The following is a 17,100-nucleotide window of genomic DNA, read 5'->3' on the forward strand; positions in this document are numbered from 1 at the left end:
TTTAACAAGCACTACCAGCTCTCTTTTTTGAAAAGGGCAATTAAAAGGGCAATTAAAACCGTGGCAAATCCGGGTGGCTGAGCTTGCCGCCGCGCACCAGCATCTTGCCGTACTCGGCACAGCGGTTGAGCGTAGGAATGAGCTTGCCGGGGTTGAGCAGCCCGGCCGGGTCAAACGCCGCTTTCAGGGCGAACATCTGCGCGTTCTCTTCTGCGGTGAACTGGGCGCACATGCTGTTGAGCTTTTCCACGCCCACGCCATGCTCGCCGGTGATGGTGCCGCCCATGGCCACGCTGGTTTCCAGAATGTCCGCGCCAAACAGCTCGCAGCGGCGCAGCTCATCGGCGTTGTTGGCATCAAACAAAATCAGCGGGTGCAGGTTGCCATCGCCCGCGTGGAACACGTTCACGCAGCGCAGCTGGTATTTTTTTTCCATCGCTTGAATGGCCAGCAAGATGTCGGCCAGGCGCTTGCGCGGAATGGTCGAATCCATGCACATGTAGTCGGCGCTGATGCGGCCACTGGCCGGAAAGGCGTTTTTGCGCCCACTCCAAAAGCGCAGGCGCTCTTCCTCGTTGTTGCTCACGGTAATGGCCGTGGCCCCCGCGCCGCGCAGCACGTCGCTCATGCGAGCGATTTCTTCTTCCACCTCTTCGGGCGTGCCGTCGCTTTCGCACAGCAAAATGGCCTCGGCGCTCAGGTCGTAGCCGGCGTGGACAAAGTCCTCGACGGCAGCGGTCATGGGCTTGTCCATCATTTCCAGCCCGGCGGGAATGATGCCCTGGGCAATGACGGCGGCCACGGCATCGCCGGCTTTGCGCACATCGTCAAAGCTGGCCATGATGCAGCGGGCCAGTTTGGGCTGGGGAATGAGTTTGACGGTCACCTCGGTCACCACGGCCAGCATGCCCTCGCTGCCCATCATCACCGCCAGCAGGTCGTAGCCGGGCACATCCAGCGCCTCGCTGCCAAACTCAATCGGCTCGCCCGCCACGGTAAAACCGCTAACTTTCAAGATGTTGTGCACGGTCAGGCCGTACTTCAGGCAGTGCACGCCGCCGGAGTTTTCCGCCACGTTGCCGCCGATGGTGCAGGCAATCTGGCTGCTGGGGTCGGGCGCGTAGTACAGGCCGTGGGGCGCAGCCGCCTCGCTGATGGCCAGGTTGCGCACCCCGCACTGCACCCGTGCGGTGCGGCTGAGCGGGTTCACATCCAAAATTTTGTTGAATTTGGCCAGCGACAGCGTCACCCCCATGGCATGCGGCATGGCCCCACCCGACAGGCCCGTGCCCGCGCCCCGGGCCACTACCGGCACCTGCAGGCGGTGGCACACCTGCAGCACGGCTTGCACCTGGGCATAGGTCTCGGGCAGCGCCACGACCAGCGGGCGCTGGCGGTAGGCGGTCAGGCCGTCGCATTCGTAGGGGGTGGTCTCTTCGCTTTGCCACAGCAAGGTGTGGCCGGGCAGGTGCTGGCTCAAGGCCTGCACCACTTCGGTCTGGCGGGCCAAGCGCTCAGACGCAGTGGGGGTTTCGGTGGCAGTCATCATGGCGTGACTGTAGACGATGCGCCCGGCAGGCTGGTGTGAACTTTCTTGCAACCCGCTGTGAAAGTGCATGCATTAAAAAAAGGAGCTTTTTGCGCTGATAAATAAACGATTTAAGATGCTTTTCCATCTAAAAATCAATAAATTCAAGCGCAACAAGCTCCTTTTTTAAAGAGGCGTTTAATTCACCACCTTGACCAACCACTCGGCAAACGCATTGCACTCCCAGCGGTCCATGGTGCCGGTGCGCCAGCACAGGTAATGGGCATTGACGCTGGGCACATCCAAATCGAACAAACGCACCAAGGTGCCGTTGTCCAGCCAGGGTGCGCCCAGCTTCAGGCGCACTGGCGCAATGCCCAGGCCGCCCGCAGCGGCATCGCACAGCAGGCCGACATCGTTGAACTGCGAGCCCTCGGCCGGCTCGGCCCAGTCCAGGCCGGCCGCCCTGAACCACGGCTGCCAGGGCTCCAGCGGGCTGCGCAGCAAGGGCAGTTCGCTTAAATCCTCAGGGGCATCAATCGGGCCATGCTGGCGCAAAAAGGCGGGCGAGGCCAGCGGGGTGTACACATCGCGGGCAATTTCCATGTACTCGACATCGGCGTAGTGGCCGGTGCCGTAGCGCACGATCAGATCGGCATCTTCAGCCACCACATCCAGCAGGGGAATGGCCACTTGCAAGGCAATATCAATCTCGGGATAGGCCACCATGAATTGCGAGAGCTTAGGAATCAACAAGCACCGCGCAAAAGTGGGCGTGACCGCAATCTTCAGCCGCTTGCGCCCGGACGATAAGGGCAGGTTGGGAAAGCGCTGCAGCGCCCCCAGCCCTTCGCGCACCTGCTGCAAATAATTGGTGCCCTCGGTGGTGAGCGAAAAATCCGAGCGGCCAAACAGCTGGGTGCCCAGCACCTCTTCCAACTGGCGCACCCGGTGGCTGACCGCGCTGGGCGTGACGCTTAATTCATCGGCCGTCAGCGTCACGCTGCGCAGCCGCGCCAGGGCTTCAAACGTGAGCAGGCACTGAATGGGCGGAATGCGCCGCGCTGCACGGCTATCAAAACTGGGGCGGCCGGCGCGGGGCGTAGTCATTAGCGGAACACCACGGTTTTATGGCCGTTCAAAATCACCCGGCGCTCGCTGTGCCACTGCACGGCACGGGCCAGCACCTGGCTTTCGGTGTCCTGGCCACGGGCGGTGAGGTCATCGACCGTGTCGGTGTGGTCGGCGCGGGCCACGTCCTGCTCGATGATGGGGCCTTCGTCCAAATCGGCGGTGACGTAGTGCGCCGTGGCCCCGATCAGCTTCACGCCCCGGTCATGGGCCTGGTAATAGGGCTTGGCCCCCTTGAAGCTGGGCAAAAAGCTGTGGTGGATGTTGATGGCGCGGCCTTGCAGTTTTTCGCACAGGTTGTTGGACAGCACCTGCATGTAACGGGCCAGCACGACCAGTTCTGCGCCCTCTTGTTCGATCACTTCCAATTGGCGTGCTTCGGCCTGCGCCTTGGTGGCGGCCGTGACGGGGATGTGGTGGAAGGGAATGTTGTAGCTGGCCGCCAGCTGGTAAAAATCGCGGTGGTTGCTGATGATGGCGCGAATATCGACCGGCAACAGCCCGGACTTGAAGCGAAACAGCAGGTCGTTCAGGCAATGGCCTTGGCGGCTGACCATGATGACGGTCTTCATGCGCTCGGCCCGGGGGTGGATGCTCCAGCGCATTTGCAGCGGCTCGGCCAAGGCGGCAAACGCTGCTTTCAAGCTGGCCAGATCGTGGGCCGCGCAGGCAAATTGCACACGCATAAAAAACAGGCCGGTGGCCTGGTCGTTGTATTGCGCGGCTTCTTCAATATTGGCGCTTTGCTCCAGCAAGAAGCCAGAAACCGTGTGCACCAGGCCCAAGCGGTCAGGGCAGGAAAGGGTCAGGATGTAGGCGTGTTCAGTCATAACCGGCGAATTGTCGCAGCTAATAGCGGGGCTTGCGCCCCGACGCTGCAGGTGTTGCGCTGCTTTAGTGGATCAACACCGGATTTTGCGCCAGGCTGGCGTAGCGCTCGAGGGTGGCTTCTACCTCTTCCTCCGAGGGGGATTCGATTTGCCAAGCGCGAATCTGGCGCTGGAACAGCTCCGCCCACTCGCCATCCAGGTACACCTCTTTGCCCGTGCGCTTATCGACAATCTCAAAGCCATGGCGTGGCAGCGCGGGGGTTTCGGTTTTGCCATCGGAGAGCAAAATCTTCTCTGGCTGCCCCAAATCGGGCTGCATGTGCAGCACTACGAAAGTGTCTGAGTCGTACAGCATTTGCATGGTGGGCCCTCCTCTCATCGTGTTACAGCTAGGAATCACCATCACTTGCGAAGTTCCTCTGGGACAGTTTGCAGCTGCAAATCCAGGCTGTCATTCGCGCTTTCCTGCATGCGAATGCGCACTGGCAAATAACCCCACTGCGGTGCCACCCACAAGGCCGAATGGCTGGCGTGCGCCCCGGCCTGCGCGTTATCGGCATCCAGGTGCAGCAATTTCAGCGCCTTGATCCCCCCAGCGGGCAGCTGCAGGTTTTCTTGCCGATCCACCACAAACACCCAGGGCTTGACGCTTTTATTGCTGGCCGCCTGCACGGCAATGCGTGTGCCCTGGGGATAATCCTGCGGGGCTGCCGCCAGCATCCCCGCCACTTGGAAAAACACGCTCACCCGGTCTTGGGTCAGCGCCTGCCACTGCGCCGCCGGGCTGCCCCGGCTGAAAGTAATTTGCCCGCTGGCCGCGTCAAAGCTGACGCTGTACTCCTTGCGCGCGCGGTCCATGAACACTTCGGGCTGCAGGCCCTGCGCCGTCAGCTGCCCGGTACTGACTTGGCGGCGCCCGCCCAGCAGCGGCATCTGCACCTCTTGCGCAGCCTCGTAGCGGCCCGCTTGCACTTGCCAGCGCAATTGGGCTTGGGCTTTGAAATGAAACCCCTTGGCCACCCCCGACACTGCAAACGGCAACACCGCATTGGGGGGCGCTTGCCAGGTCACAGGCGCATGGCGCAGGCTGCCTTGCGCATTGGTCACTTCAATGGCCGCCGCCTGCACCGATCCGACCAGCCAGGGCGCAAGCAGACACAGCCCGCACCACGCTTTTATTGTGTTCATGGCTACCGTTTCCTTGTGTTGCAGAAAAAAGAAAAGCACCCTGCGGGTGCTGGATGGCACAGCGCAGCGCGGCTTATGCCTGCCCCGCGTCTTGCCCAGCCTCTTCCTCACTGCGCAGACGCACCCGCATCCAAAACCCGCGTGCTTCGCCCTTGAGCACCAGTTTGGAGCGCACCTGCACTTTGTTGCTGGACAACGGCATGGGAATTTTGTAGTGCTTGGGCATGGCCATGATGGCACCAAAGGTGGGCATCTTCCAGTACTGGTCGTACCCGGCGTGGTAGGCCACTTCTTCGCACCAGCCCACGCGCTCAATGTCAGCGCGTTGTACGGTGTTGATTTCTTTGCCTTCACTTTGGCCCAGTCCCTCCACCCATAGCAGGGCTTGGGTGTTGGGGGGGATGTGCAGCCAGATCTCGGCCGCATCACCAAAACCTTCGGTGCGCACACCCGACTGGCTGGCAACGGCACCCCCTTCAGCCTCCGGACGCCCCATGTAGCGCCGGGGGCCGCTTCCCTCGGGCAGTTCGCTAGGATTGGGTACTTCGGTATTCACAGCAATGCTTTCTTGATAAAAAGTGATGGTTTTATTGGTATGGGGGCTATTGTGACAAATACTAGCGCAAGTGACGCAGAATAAAAACGAAGCGCACCAAGCCGCCAACCAACCCTCCCTGAAAAACCACTTCTACTCTATTTATTTCATTAACAAAAATTGACCATGCAAAAACTCCTTGGCTGCTGCACAGCACTTGTGTTGTTCACTTCCCCGGCCCAGGCCGACACCGTGGCCGCCGCCGTCGCAGCCAACTTCAGTGCCCCCATGCAAGCCATCGCGCCGCTGTTTGCCCAGGCGACGGGCCATGAAGCACAGCTGTCGTTTGGGGCCACGGGCAAGTTCTACGCTCAAATCAATAACGGAGCGCCGTTTGATGTGCTGCTTTCGGCCGACAGCAGCACCCCCAGCAAGCTGGCTGCCGAGAAAAAGGCCGTTGCCGCCAGCCAAATCACCTATGCCCAGGGCCAATTGCTGCTCTGGAGCGCCCAGCCTGGCTACGTCGATGGTGCCGGTGCCGTGCTGAAAACCGGCACTTGGAAGCACCTGGCACTGGCCAACCCCAAATTGGCCCCGTACGGCGCAGCCGGGCAAGAGGTGCTGCAACAGCTGGGCGTGGATGCCACGGGCCGCACCGTGCTGGGCGAGAACATTGCGCAGACTTACCAGTTTGTCGCCTCGGGGAATGCGCAGCTGGGCTTTGTGGCGGCCTCCCAGGTGATGAAAGATGGCCAACTGCAAAGCGGCTCGGCCTGGGTCATTCCGCAGGCGCTGTACAGCCCGATTCGGCAAGATGCCATCGTGCTGGAGCACGGTCGCAACAACCCCGCCGCCCAGGCCCTGCTGGACTATCTGCAGACCCCTGCGGCACGGGCCATCATGCAGGCCTACGGCTACCGCTAACTGCGCCAGCGGCTGACAACCGGCACGGCCCCGCTCACAAACACCGCCCCAGCACCGCCATACTGGCCGGGTCATCGGCCATGGACACGGGCAGGCGCAGCATGGTCGATGCCTGCTGGTTGGCCGAAAACAGCACCCCCGGCGCCAGCAGTACGCCCTGGGCGGCGGCTTTGCGGGCCAGCACTTCGGTGTCCTGCTGGGCATCCACCCAAACGAACATGCCCGCCAAAGGCTCCTGGCGCACCTGCAAGCCCAAGTGCTCAACCAGCTTCAGGCAGCGCTGACGGGTGGTGTCCAAGCGCTCGCGCAGGCGCTGCACATGCTTGCGGTACTGCCCTTGGGCCAGGATGCGGTGGACCACACGCTCGCCCAGCTCGGGGCTGGTCAGGCCGCTGAGCAGTTTGGCATCGGTCAGGGCGCAGATGCGTTCAGGTTGGGCGGCGATGTAGCCCACGCGCAGGCTGCCGGCCAGGGTTTTGGAAAAGCCCCCCACCAGCACCACCCTGCGCAGGCGGTCCAGCGTGGCCAGCCGCATGGGCGGCTGGGGGGCGAAATCGGCGTAGGTATCGTCCTCCAGAATCAAAAAATCATGCTGCTCGGCCAGGCGCAGCACGTCGTACGCCACGGGCAGGCTCAGGCCAAAGCCGGTCGGGTTGTGTACCACGGTGTTGGTGATGAACAGCTTGGGCCGGTGCGCGGCGGCCAGGCGCTGCAAACTGTCCACATCCGGCCCATCGCGCAGGCGTGGCACGGCCAGCACCTGCACGCCCAAGGCCCGCAGCAGGCCAAACACCAGGAACCAGGCCGGGTCTTCGACCAGCACCGTATCGCCGGGGCGCAACAGGCTGCGCAGCACCAGGTCCATGCCCTGGGTCACGCCGCTGACGGTCATCAATTCCTGCTCCGGATCCACCGCCAGCCCCTGCGCCAGCAGGTAGGCGGCCAGTTGCTGGCGCAGCGGCGCATAGCCTTGCGGCGCACCATAGCCCAGCAGTTGCAGGCCGGCGCTGCGCCCCACGCTGCGCACGGCCGTGTTGAGCATGTCGTGGTCCAGCCAGCTGGCGGGCAGGATGCCGGTGCTGCCGTCAAACTGCGTGCCCTGGGTGGGACGGAACATGCTGCGCAGTAAAAATGAAGTATCGAAAGCAGCATCCGCAGACAGGCCGGGCATTTGCGGTGCTTTTGCATCCACATTGTTGCTATACAAGCGCTGAGCGCTCACAAAAAAACCAGCACCGGGGCGGGAATGGGCCACGCCCTGGGCCACCAACCGGTCATAGGCCTGCACCACGGTGTCGCGGCTGACACCGGCGCTGTCGGCCAGTTGGCGCACCGAAGGCAGGCGGGTGCCAGCGCGCAGGCTGTGGCCCGCCAGCAATTGCAGGCAGTGCTGCACCAATTGCTCGACCAGGGGCGGCATGCCCGGCGCGCGCTGGGGCTGCCAGCCCAGGGCATTGCTGGCGGCCGCATGGACTGTGGGGGTGGTTTGATCCATACAGTAGGTAAATTGATTCGATAAAGTGTACGGCAACTGTACCGCTCAAAACCTCTAGGATGCCAGCATTGTTGTTACCGGAGCGCCGCTGTATGCCGCTGAATTTTGACCTCGCCCTCCTGCCCTCCAGCTCGGTGCTGCTGCCGCTGGCGGCGTTTATCTTTGTCAGCTCGATCACGCCGGGGCCCAACAATGTGATGCTGACCGCCTCGGGCGCAAACTTTGGCTACCAGCGCAGCGTGCCGCACATGCTGGGGATTTCGGTGGGGGCCACGCTCATGCTGTTGGTGGTGGGCGCGGGCTTGGGCGCCGTGTTTGCACGCTGGCCCCAGCTCTACACCCTGCTGCAATGGGTGGGCGCGGCTTACTTGGTGTGGCTGGCCTGGAAGATTGCCACCGCTGGCCGCGTGCAGACCGGGCAGGCCAAGCCCCAGCCGTTGAATTTTTGGCAGGCCGCAGCGTTTCAGTGGGTCAATCCCAAGGCCTGGCTGATGTCGGTGGGCGTGGTGGCGGCCTATACCTCGCCCACCGCCTACTGGGCCAGTCTGGCGCTGGGGGCAGGGGTGATGCTGGTGGTGAACTACCCCTGCATCAGCGTGTGGACGCTGTTTGGCAGCGTGATTGGCCGCTGGCTGCAATCGCCCCGTGCGCTGCAGATGTTCAATGGGGCGATGGCTGTTTTGTTGTTGCTGTCGCTGTACCCTTTGCTGGCAGGCGGGGGGCACAGCGCCACGTAGCGAGGCGTTCTTGCCACGTAGCGAGGCATTTTTAGGCGGCTACAGACGGCTTGCCACGGTTGCGCAGCCAGTACACCAGCACTGCCGCAATCAGGGCCAGGCCCAAATACCCGAGCAGGGGGTACACGGTGCCGACCAGCTTGGTAAAGCCGGCAAAGCTCAGCAGCAGCCCCACCAGGCACGAGGCCAGCCCAATCAAGCGGAACTTCTTGGTGTTGGGCATGGCAAACCGGGCGGTAAAGGCAAAGAACATGCCCACGCCGGTGCTGTAAATCATGCAGAACACAGAAATCATCATCAGCACGCCAATCCAAGAGCCCACGCCTTTGGCCAAGAGCACGGTGGGCATTTGCGCATTCTGAATCTGGTCAATGTTGAAAAACAGGCCGATGTTGAGCAAAAAGATCAGCGCCCCCAGCCCCAGACCGCCATAAATGCCGCCCCAGGTGGTGTTGCGCAGGTTCGTTTCGCTGCCAGCGAGCACGGCCAGCAGCGGAAAGCCCACCGCAATATTGAACGAGGCGTACAACAAGCCACTCAAGGCCCAATTGCCAGCGGCTTTCTCGCCCTGCACGGCGACGGCTTCCAGGGCGGCGGTATCGGCACCGCTGTTATTGAACAGGGCGTAGCTGACGACGATCACCACCATGACGATCAAAAACGGGGTCACCGCGCTGATCAAATCCACGATGCGGTGCAAATTCAGGCACAAGGTAGCGGCAATCACCACCGTCATGGCCACAGCCCCCACCACGGACGGCAAGCCCAAATGCTCTTGGAACAGCGAGCCCGAGCCCGCCAGCATGGCCACCCCCACCCCAAACAGGAAAAAGATCAAGGCCAAATCGACCAGCAAACTCAGTTGTTTGCCAAAAATAGCCTGCAGCACTTCTTTGTGCGAATCCACTTTGAGCTGGGTGCCGATGCGGGCAATCTGCATGCCCAAAAACGCAAACAGCACGCCGGAGATGACCGTGCCAGCGACACCCATCCAGCCAAAGTTGGTGAAAAACTGCAGTACCTCTTGGCCGGAGGCAAAGCCGCCGCCAATGATGACGCTCATGTAGGCCGAAGCGATTTGAAAAATTTTCCGATTCATGGGATCTCTCTGCTCTGTAAACAGTGTGGTATGTGAATAAATAGTTTGTAGTTACTCACACGCATGGCGTTCACCAATCAGTGCCGCCAGCGAAAGGGCGCAATGATAGAGAGATTCATTCGCTGTTTTTTGGGTAAAACCTAGTGTTTACCCTAGATATTGGGGCGTTTTCTTTGTCGTTAGCCATACTTTCTGCGGCACCGGCCCCACCCCACAGCGCAGGAGCGCTGCTCTCTGATGCGCACCAAACAACACCATCTGCTGCTGTTTTTCCTAGGGCAAACCCGCAATAGTTCCTCTTTTCACATTCCAGACGTGCCAGGGCGCACGTCGATGTCTGCCTAAGAGGTTCTGCATGACCACCCCCCCAAAAAAACCTGGATGCAATGGCCACCTGGAAAAGCCCGGCCTCTCCAGTGCCACCAAACCACCCCCGCCGCTGTTCGAGGCCCGCCAGAAAATCCAGCCCCGCACCATCGACGGCCTGTTTGCCCGCTGGCGCTGGGCCATGGTGTGGGCCACGCAATTGTTCTTTTACGGCGTGCCCTGGCTGCAGTGGGGCGATCGGCAAAGCCTGCTGTTCGATCTGCAGACCATGCGCTTTTACCTGTTCGGGCTGGTGCTGTACCCGCAAGACTTTATCTACCTGGCGGTGCTGCTCATCGTCTGCGCCCTGGCGCTGTTCTTGTTCACCACCGTGGCAGGGCGGCTGTGGTGCGGCTTTAGCTGCCCGCAAACCGTCTATACCGAAATCTTCCTGTGGCTGGAGCGCATCACCGAAGGCGACCGCAGTGCCCGCCTGCGCCTGGACCACAGCGGCTGGACGCTGGAGAAAATCCTCAAACGCAGCGCCAAGCACGGCAGCTGGCTGCTGCTGTCGCTGTGGACGGGGTTTACCTTTGTCGGCTACTTTGTGCCAATTCGCACTCTGGCGGTGGAAGTCATGGCGCTGCAAGGGCCCTGGCAGATCTTCTGGATTGGCTTTTACGGCCTGGCCACCTACGGCAACGCCGGTTTCCTGCGCGAGCAGGTGTGCAAACACATGTGCCCGTATGCCCGCTTCCAGAGCGCCATGCTGGACAAGGACACGCTGATCGTCACCTACGACAGCCAGCGCGGCGAACCGCGCGGCATGCGCAGCAAAGGCCAGAGCAGCGCCACCACCGCGCCGCTGGGCGATTGCATCGACTGCACCCTGTGCGTGCAGGTCTGCCCCGTGGGCATCGACATTCGCAACGGCCTGCAGTACGAGTGCATTGGCTGCGGCCTGTGCGTAGATGCTTGCGACAGTGTGATGGACAAGGTACACCTGCCCCGAGGGCTGATCCGCTTTGCCACGCAAAACGGCATGGAAAACCGCTGGAATCAGGCCCAAATGCTGCGCCGGGTGCTGCGCCCGCAGGTGCTCATCTACACCGCCATCACCCTGGCCTTCTGCGTGGGCCTGGCCATGAGTTTGGCCCAGCGCACGCCCCTGAAGGTCAATGTCATCCGCGACCGTGCCTCTCTGGCCCGCATTGTGCCGGGCGGCCAGTTGGAGAACCTTTACCGCCTGCAGGTCATGAATGCGACAGAAGCGCCCCAGCATTACCACATCAGCGCCACGGGGCTGGAAGGTCTGACGGTGGCAAAGGAGGACCGCCAGCTTGCCCTCGCCCCAACCCAGTCCCAGTGGATAACCGTCCGCGCCCGCATTCCCTATGGCAGCGCTGCACCAGGCGCCCATACGATGGCATTTGTCGTCAGCGCCGAAGGGCAAGAGCCGATCGCGGTGCGAGAGCCATCGGTGTTTCAGGTGCCCAATGAACGCTAGCCACCCCCACACAGGGTATGGGCCAGTTGTCCCAGGGTGGCCAGTGCCTGCTCGGTGCGGGCATTCCATTCCTGGCCGTAGTTCAGCCGCAGGCAATGGGAAAAATTGCGTGAAGCAGAAAAAATCGGCCCCGGCGCAATGCTGATGCCCTGCTGCAGTGCCCAGCGGTGCAGCACCAGGGTGTCGCAACCCACAGGCAGCTCCACCCAGATGAAATAGCCGCCTTCAGGCTGGGTGGCACGGGTGCCGGGCGGAAAGTGGCGGCCCACGGCCTCGATCATCCGCGCCTTGCGCGTGGCCAGGGTCTGGCGCAGGCGGCGCAAGTGCTTGTCGTAGCCACCCCGGCGCAGGTAGTCGGCCAAGGCCAGTTGCACCGGGGCCGATGCCCCCAGGGTGGTGGTCAGCTTCTGCCGCGCTACGGCCTGGGTGAAGCGCCCCGGCGCGGCCCAGCCCAAGCGGTAGCCGGGGGCCAGGCATTTGGAAAAAGAGCTGCAATGCAGCACCAAGCCCTGTTGGTCAAACGCCTTGGCGGGCAGGGGCCGTTTGTCGCCGAAATACAGCTCGGCGTACACATCGTCCTCGATCAGCGGCAACCCGTGGCGGGCCAATAGGGCGACTAAATCACGCTTTTTGGCCTCGGGCATCAGGCTGCCCAGGGGGTTCTGGAAAGTGGTCATCAGCCAGCACGCCTTGGGGCCGTGGCGCACGATGGCATGCTCCAGCGCCCCCAGGTCAATGCCTTCGCGCGGATGGGTGGGCACTTCGATGGCGTGCAGGCCCAGGCGCTCCAGCGCCTGCAAGGCGGCGTAAAACGTGGGCGCTTCCACCACCACGGCATCACCGGGGCGGGTGACGGCGCTCAGGCACAGGTTCAGCGCCTCCAGTGCGCCGTGGGTGATAACGATCTCCTCGCCCGGCACCTGCAAACCATCGGCCAGATAACGCAGGGCAATCTGGCGGCGCAAGTCCGGGTTGCCCTGGGAGAGATCGTCCACCGTGCTCCAGGGGTCGAGCGCCTGGGCCGTGGCCGCCACCGACTGGCCCAGCCGCGCCAGCGGAAACAGCAAAGGGCTGGGAAAGGCCGACCCCAGCGCCACCACCTCGCGCGTGGTGCTGGCCTGCAGCACCTCGAACACCAGCTCGCTCACATCCACGGGGATGCTGGCATCGGCCGGCTGGGAAGCGTGTTCTGGCTGGGGCAACCGCTGGGCCGCACCATCGCTGACGTAGTAGCCCGAGCGCTCCCGCGCCCGCACCAGGCCCTGCGCTTCCAACTGGTAGTAGGCCTGGAACACGGTGGAGGCGCTCACCCCCCGGCTCTGGCAGCTATGGCGCACCGAGGGCAGGCGGTCGCCCGGCTGCAACACCCCGGTGCGGATGGAGCGTTCGATGTCCGCCGCCAGGGCCTGATAACGCTTCATGCAAAAGGAGGGGCTAGGGATGCTCTGCACGAATCGAGCGGCAAGCCTGCGCTGCGGATCGGGATGGGCTGCAAGGCGCAAACCGCAGCGATAGCCGTAGCTATCGCGAGGATTTGCAACGCCGCAGACTGCCCGAGACCGCAGATGCAGGCGGCGCGGCGATTTGTGCAGAGCATCCCTAACGCCCCAGCCGCGCTTGCAACGCTGCCAGCACAGTGGGCGACACCAGTTGGCCCACGTCGCCGCCCAAAGTAGCGATTTCGCGCACCAGGGTGCTGCTGATGCACTGCAGCTGCGGCGCGGGGGTGAGAAAGGCGGTGTCCACCTGCGGGCGCAGGTGGCGGTTCATGCTGGCCAGTTGCAGTTCGTAATCAAAATCGGTGCCCGAGCGCAGGCCGCGCACCATCACCTGGGCGTGGTGGGCCACGGCAAATTCAGTCACCAGCCCCTCGAACGGCTCCACGCGCACCTTGGGCATGTCGGCCAGCGCCTGGCGGGTGATGCTCAGGCGCTCGTCCAGGGTGAACAGTGTTTTTTTGTGGTGGGCCATGGCCACGGCCACGATGACTTCGCCAAACAGGGCGCAGGCACGGCGCAGCATGTCCTCGTGGCCCAGGGTGATGGGGTCGAAAGTGCCGGGAAAGACAGCGCGAACAAGGGTGGGCATGGCAAATCCTTACGGTGTTTTTTGCAGCAAATGGGCGTGGACGGCCCCGGCCTTCAGGTGGCGGTAGCGCACCAGCCCCAGGGGGGCCAGTTGCGCGTCGTCCCACGCCTGCGGGGCTTCCAGATAAATAAAGCCATCGTGCGCCAGCACCTGCGCCGCTGCGGTCAAGGCGGGCACAAACAGGTTGCCAAGATCAAAGGGCGGGTCAATAAAAATTGCATGCCAATGGCCCGGGGCGCTAGCGTTGAGCGCGGCAATGCCATCGCCCCGCTGCACTTGAATCACCGCCTGCGCCCCCAGCTGGGTGCTGATGCGCTCCAGCTGCAAGGTCAGGCCGCCATCTTGCTCCACCAGCCGCACTTGCTGGGCCCCGCGCGAAGCAGCTTCAAAGCCCAAGGCCCCCGTGCCCGCAAAAGCATCCAGGCAGCGCCAGCCAGTCAAATCCTGCCCCAGCCAGTTGAACAAGGTTTCGCGCACGCGGTCGGGCGTGGGGCGCAGGCCGGGGCGCTGGGCCACACTGAGCTTGGTGCGCCGCCATTGGCCGCCGATGATGCGCACCTCGCCTGCACCATTTTTGCTAGCGCTTTGCGCTGATGGATTGGCGGCTTTATGGCTTTTTAACTCTTTAGCGTTAGCAATATCAGCCAGTTGGCGCTCTTGTATTTTTTTGAAGCGGGCCTCCATGGCCAAGGCTTCTTCGAGGGTGCGGACGCGGTTGCGGCTCATGGTTGTTTCTCTTGTTCAGTGGCAGAGGGGGCGGATGGCGTCGATGGGGCCTGTGCACCCAGCACCACGGTGACCAGCCGATCGGGCTGCCAGTGGCGCTGCAAGGCGCTGCGCACATCGGCCACGGTGAGGGCTTGCAGGCGATGCGTCCAATGGTCTAAATAATCCAGCGGCAAATCATTCCAGGCAATGTTGGCCACGTTGCCCAGCAGCTTGCGGTTGCTGTCCAGGCGCAGGGCAAAGCCGCCGATCAGGTTGTCTTTGGCGGCTTGCAGTTCGGCCTCGGTCGGGCCGTGGGCGATGAAATCGGCCAGCACCTGGCGCGTCAGGGCCAGCGCCTGCTCGGCCTGGTCGGGGCGGGTTTTCAGGCCAATGGTGAACGCCCCGGCGTGCAGGCCCGGGGCCATGCTGCTGGAGATGCCATAGGTCAGGCCGCGCTTTTCGCGCACCTCTTCCATCAAGCGCGAGGTAAAACCGCCCCCGCCCAGAATGTGGTCACCCAGCAGCAGGGCCAGAAAATCGGGGTCGCTGCGCCGAATGCCCGGCTGGCCAACGATGATTTGCGCCTGCGCGGCGGCAAAGGGGATGCGAATGTCCTGCGCTTGGGTCAGCGGCGGCACCTCGGCCACGGCGGGCAAGGCCGGGCAGGTGCCCGACTGGGGCAGGCGCTGCAGCAGCTGCGTGACCAGGGCATCGGTCTGGGCCTTGTCCAGCGCCCCCACCACGCTCACCTTGGCGCGGCAAGGCTGCACGGTTTGGCGGTAGAAGGCTTGCATGGCCGGGATGTCAATCTGGGCCAGCGTCTGCGCCGTGGTAAAGCGGCCATAAGGGTGGCCGCCATACACCGCCTGGGCAAAGGCTTTGCCGGCCACGGTGCCGGGGCGGGTATCGGCCTCGGCCAGGTCCGCCGTCCAGCGCTGGCGCTCGCGCTGCCACACCTTGCCATCCCACAGCGGCTGGGCGATTTGGCGGCTGGCCAAGGCCGTCACCTGGGCCAGCAAAGCGGGCTGGGTCAGGCTGCGCAGGCTAAAGCTAAAGCTGTCGTTGCCCGCACTGGCCTCCAGGCTGGCCCCCAAATCGGCCCAGGCTTGGCCCAGGGCGTTTTCATCCAACGGTTTTTGCCCCTGCGCCGCTTGAATGCCTTTGCCCATCATCAGCGCGGTGGCATTGGCCAGCCCCTCTTGCCCCACAGGATCGCGGCGGCTGCCGCCATCAAACTGCAGTTGCACATCCACCATGGGAATGCTGGGGCTGTGCACCAGCCAGACCTGGGCACCGCTGGGCTGCTGCCAATGCTCAATCGGCAAAATAGCCCAGGCAGAATTTACATAAAAAGTGGCAATAACGCTTACCAAACCTGCGCGAATAGCTATCTTTTTCATTATTTCACCTCGTGGCTGACAGGGCTTGGCACCCCGGCGGCTGCGCCGTGCGCACCAGCGCGGGGTTGCGGGATGAGGGTGGCCACCGTCAGCCCATCTTCCCCAAAAAAGCGCCGCGCCACCGACTGCACATCGGCCGCCGTCACGCTTTGCACCTGCTCCAGCAACAGATCATCGGCCTGCACGGGCAAGCCCAGCACCCAGTTGCTGCCCGCGTTTTGCGCCTGCCCCATGATGGAATCGCGGGCGTACACCTGCCCGGCCTGCCACTGGGTTTTTACGCGCTGCAGCTCGGCGGCATCCACCCCGTCGCGGGCAATGCGCTCAATCTCAGCGCGCAAGCCGGCCTCCAGCGCGGCGGGCGTTTGGCCTTTGGCGGGCGTGCCAATCAGCAAAAAAGCCCCTGGCCCACGCCCCAGCACATCGGCCCCGCTGCCGGCGCTATCAGCCAAGCGGGTTTGCACCAGGTGGCGCTCTAAGCGGGCACCGTCATAGCCATCGAGCACCGCCGAGAGCACCAGCAAAGCCAGCGCATCTTTGTCGTCTGCCGTCATGTCGGTCACCCGGCGCAGCGCCGGCACCTTCCAGGCCAAGGCCACATAGGCTTGCTCGGCCGGTTGCTTAACGCTGATGCGCTTGATGCCCAGCTGCTGCGGCTCGGTGCGCGGCTTGCGCTCGGGCAGCGCCCGGGCGGCCATGGGGCCGTAGTACTGCTGGGCCCAGGTTTTGACCTGCTGCGCATCGACATCGCCCGCCACCACCACGGCGGCATTGTTCGGCGCATACCAGTCGCGGTAAAAGCTGCGGGCATCGTCGGGGCGCATGGCTTGCAAATCACTCATCCAGCCCACAATCGGGCGGCGGTAAGGGTGGGCGCTGAACATGGTGGCGTACAGCTGCTCCATCAGCATGGCGCGGGGGTTGTCCTCGGTGCGCATGCGCCGCTCTTCCTTCACCACCTCCAGCTCTTTGACAAATTCCTCATCCGGCCATTGGTTGTGGGCAAAGCGCTCGGCCTCCAGCTGCATCACCTCGGGCAGACGGTGGGCCGGCACTTGCTGGTAATACCCGGTGTAGTCGCGGCTGGTGAAGGCATTTTCCTGTCCGCCCAAAGCTGCCACCCGGCGCGAAAACTCGCCCGGCGGCAAGGCTTTGGAGCCTTTGAACAGCATGTGCTCCAGCATGTGCGCCAAACCGCTGCGGCCATCGACCTCGTCCATGGCCCCGGTGCGCAGCCACAGCATGTGTACCGCCGTTGGTGCGCGGCGGTCGGGCAAAACCAGCACTTGCAGCCCGTTATCCAGCGTAAATTGCTCTACTTTTTGAGAAGTTGCCCCCCCATCAACCGAGGGCGCAGGCGAGGTGTCAGCAGCCCCAGCATGCAAACTGAAGGCCAAACAAAATAGGGGTAGGAAGTGTTTCATAGAATCGGCTGATTCTAAGAAGTGCGCAATGTTCAGTTTCCTTAAAAAAAAATCTCCCCCACCCGCCCCTGTGGCTGACGATCCATCGGCCACGGCTGCGGCCCCTGCCGCCCCGCCTGCAGCCGCCCCCAGCGGAGCCATAGGCAAGCTGCGCTCCATGTTTGGCCTGGGCGACAAAACCCCAGTGGTGCCCCCTGAGC

16 protein-coding genes are annotated in these 17,100 nt (G+C 63.0%); 3 read left to right on the top strand and 13 right to left on the bottom strand.

Annotated features, from left to right (window positions below):
* Positions 1 to 52: 52 nt before the first annotated feature.
* The 6 genes from J1777_RS10895 to J1777_RS10920 all read right to left on the bottom strand — a co-directional run bounded on the left by J1777_RS10895 (position 53) and on the right by J1777_RS10920 (position 5,233).
* Positions 53 to 1,549, bottom strand: a complete 1,497-nt coding sequence (locus tag J1777_RS10895) for an FAD-linked oxidase C-terminal domain-containing protein (protein WP_423220543.1) — start codon at positions 1,547 to 1,549, stop codon at positions 53 to 55.
* A gap of 177 nt (positions 1,550 to 1,726) precedes the next feature.
* Entirely contained in the window at positions 1,727 to 2,638 is a 912-nt protein-coding gene (locus J1777_RS10900) for a LysR substrate-binding domain-containing protein (protein WP_207575720.1), read from the bottom strand.
* Positions 2,638 to 3,489 (bottom strand): formyltetrahydrofolate deformylase, encoded by an 852-nt coding sequence (gene purU, locus J1777_RS10905; RefSeq protein WP_207575721.1) that lies wholly within the window; start codon positions 3,487 to 3,489, stop codon positions 2,638 to 2,640. The genes J1777_RS10900 and purU overlap by 1 nt, the downstream gene beginning before the upstream one ends.
* Positions 3,490 to 3,553: 64 nt before the next feature.
* Positions 3,554 to 3,850: a BTH_I0359 family protein gene (locus J1777_RS10910; RefSeq protein ID WP_207575722.1), complete on the bottom strand. Its 297-nt coding sequence runs from the start codon at positions 3,848 to 3,850 to the stop codon at positions 3,554 to 3,556.
* Positions 3,851 to 3,891: 41 nt separating this feature from the next.
* Positions 3,892 to 4,677, bottom strand: a complete 786-nt coding sequence (locus J1777_RS10915; protein WP_207575723.1) for a DUF3108 domain-containing protein — start codon at positions 4,675 to 4,677, stop codon at positions 3,892 to 3,894.
* Positions 4,678 to 4,750: 73 nt separating this feature from the next.
* On the bottom strand, positions 4,751 to 5,233 hold the full coding sequence (locus tag J1777_RS10920) for a hypothetical protein (RefSeq protein ID WP_207575724.1): 483 nt from the start codon (positions 5,231 to 5,233) through the stop codon (positions 4,751 to 4,753).
* Between the two features lie 165 nt (positions 5,234 to 5,398).
* Here J1777_RS10920 and modA point away from each other — a divergent pair, with 165 nt between their 5' ends.
* Positions 5,399 to 6,136, top strand: coding sequence for a molybdate ABC transporter substrate-binding protein (gene modA / locus J1777_RS10925; protein WP_207575725.1), 738 nt, complete (start codon positions 5,399 to 5,401; stop codon positions 6,134 to 6,136).
* Between the two features lie 34 nt (positions 6,137 to 6,170).
* On the opposite strand, the gene J1777_RS10930 is transcribed toward modA, so the two are convergent.
* Complete coding sequence (locus tag J1777_RS10930) at positions 6,171 to 7,631, bottom strand: aminotransferase-like domain-containing protein (protein WP_207575726.1); 1,461 nt, start codon at positions 7,629 to 7,631, stop codon at positions 6,171 to 6,173.
* Between the two features lie 92 nt (positions 7,632 to 7,723).
* On the opposite strand from J1777_RS10930, the gene J1777_RS10935 reads away from it, so the two are divergent.
* Positions 7,724 to 8,368, top strand: a complete 645-nt coding sequence (locus J1777_RS10935) for a LysE family translocator (RefSeq protein WP_207575727.1) — start codon at positions 7,724 to 7,726, stop codon at positions 8,366 to 8,368.
* A gap of 31 nt (positions 8,369 to 8,399) precedes the next feature.
* Here the strand turns inward: J1777_RS10935 and J1777_RS10940 are convergent, their stop codons facing one another.
* Positions 8,400 to 9,467 carry a YkvI family membrane protein gene (locus tag J1777_RS10940; protein ID WP_207575728.1) on the bottom strand — a complete coding sequence of 356 codons (1,068 nt, stop codon included), beginning with the start codon at positions 9,465 to 9,467 and terminating at the stop codon, positions 8,400 to 8,402.
* 355 nt (positions 9,468 to 9,822) lie between these two features.
* Between J1777_RS10940 and ccoG the strand changes: the two genes are divergently transcribed.
* The gene (ccoG, locus tag J1777_RS10945; RefSeq protein ID WP_207575729.1) at positions 9,823 to 11,280 is read left to right on the top strand and encodes a cytochrome c oxidase accessory protein CcoG; all 1,458 of its coding nucleotides are present in this window, start codon (positions 9,823 to 9,825) and stop codon (positions 11,278 to 11,280) included.
* Here the strand turns inward: ccoG and J1777_RS10950 are convergent.
* From J1777_RS10950 to J1777_RS10970, 5 genes are all read right to left on the bottom strand, one after another.
* Entirely contained in the window at positions 11,277 to 12,701 is a 1,425-nt protein-coding gene (locus J1777_RS10950) for an aminotransferase-like domain-containing protein (RefSeq protein ID WP_207575730.1), read from the bottom strand. The two genes, ccoG and J1777_RS10950, sit on opposite strands and share 4 nt — an antisense overlap.
* A gap of 178 nt (positions 12,702 to 12,879) precedes the next feature.
* Complete coding sequence (coaD, locus tag J1777_RS10955; protein WP_207575731.1) at positions 12,880 to 13,368, bottom strand: pantetheine-phosphate adenylyltransferase; 489 nt, start codon at positions 13,366 to 13,368, stop codon at positions 12,880 to 12,882.
* Between the two features lie 9 nt (positions 13,369 to 13,377).
* Positions 13,378 to 14,094, bottom strand: a complete 717-nt coding sequence (gene rsmD, locus J1777_RS10960) for a 16S rRNA (guanine(966)-N(2))-methyltransferase RsmD (RefSeq protein WP_207575732.1) — start codon at positions 14,092 to 14,094, stop codon at positions 13,378 to 13,380.
* Complete coding sequence (locus J1777_RS10965; protein WP_207575733.1) at positions 14,091 to 15,476, bottom strand: M16 family metallopeptidase; 1,386 nt, start codon at positions 15,474 to 15,476, stop codon at positions 14,091 to 14,093. Before J1777_RS10965 ends, rsmD begins: the two co-directional genes overlap by 4 nt.
* Positions 15,476 to 16,900 (bottom strand): M16 family metallopeptidase, encoded by a 1,425-nt coding sequence (locus J1777_RS10970; RefSeq protein WP_207575734.1) that lies wholly within the window; start codon positions 16,898 to 16,900, stop codon positions 15,476 to 15,478. Before J1777_RS10970 ends, J1777_RS10965 begins: the two co-directional genes overlap by 1 nt.
* Positions 16,901 to 17,100 lie beyond the last annotated feature (200 nt).

It is taken from the genome of Comamonas denitrificans (genome assembly GCF_017368815.1).
Classification (GTDB): domain Bacteria; phylum Pseudomonadota; class Gammaproteobacteria; order Burkholderiales; family Burkholderiaceae_C; genus Comamonas; species Comamonas denitrificans.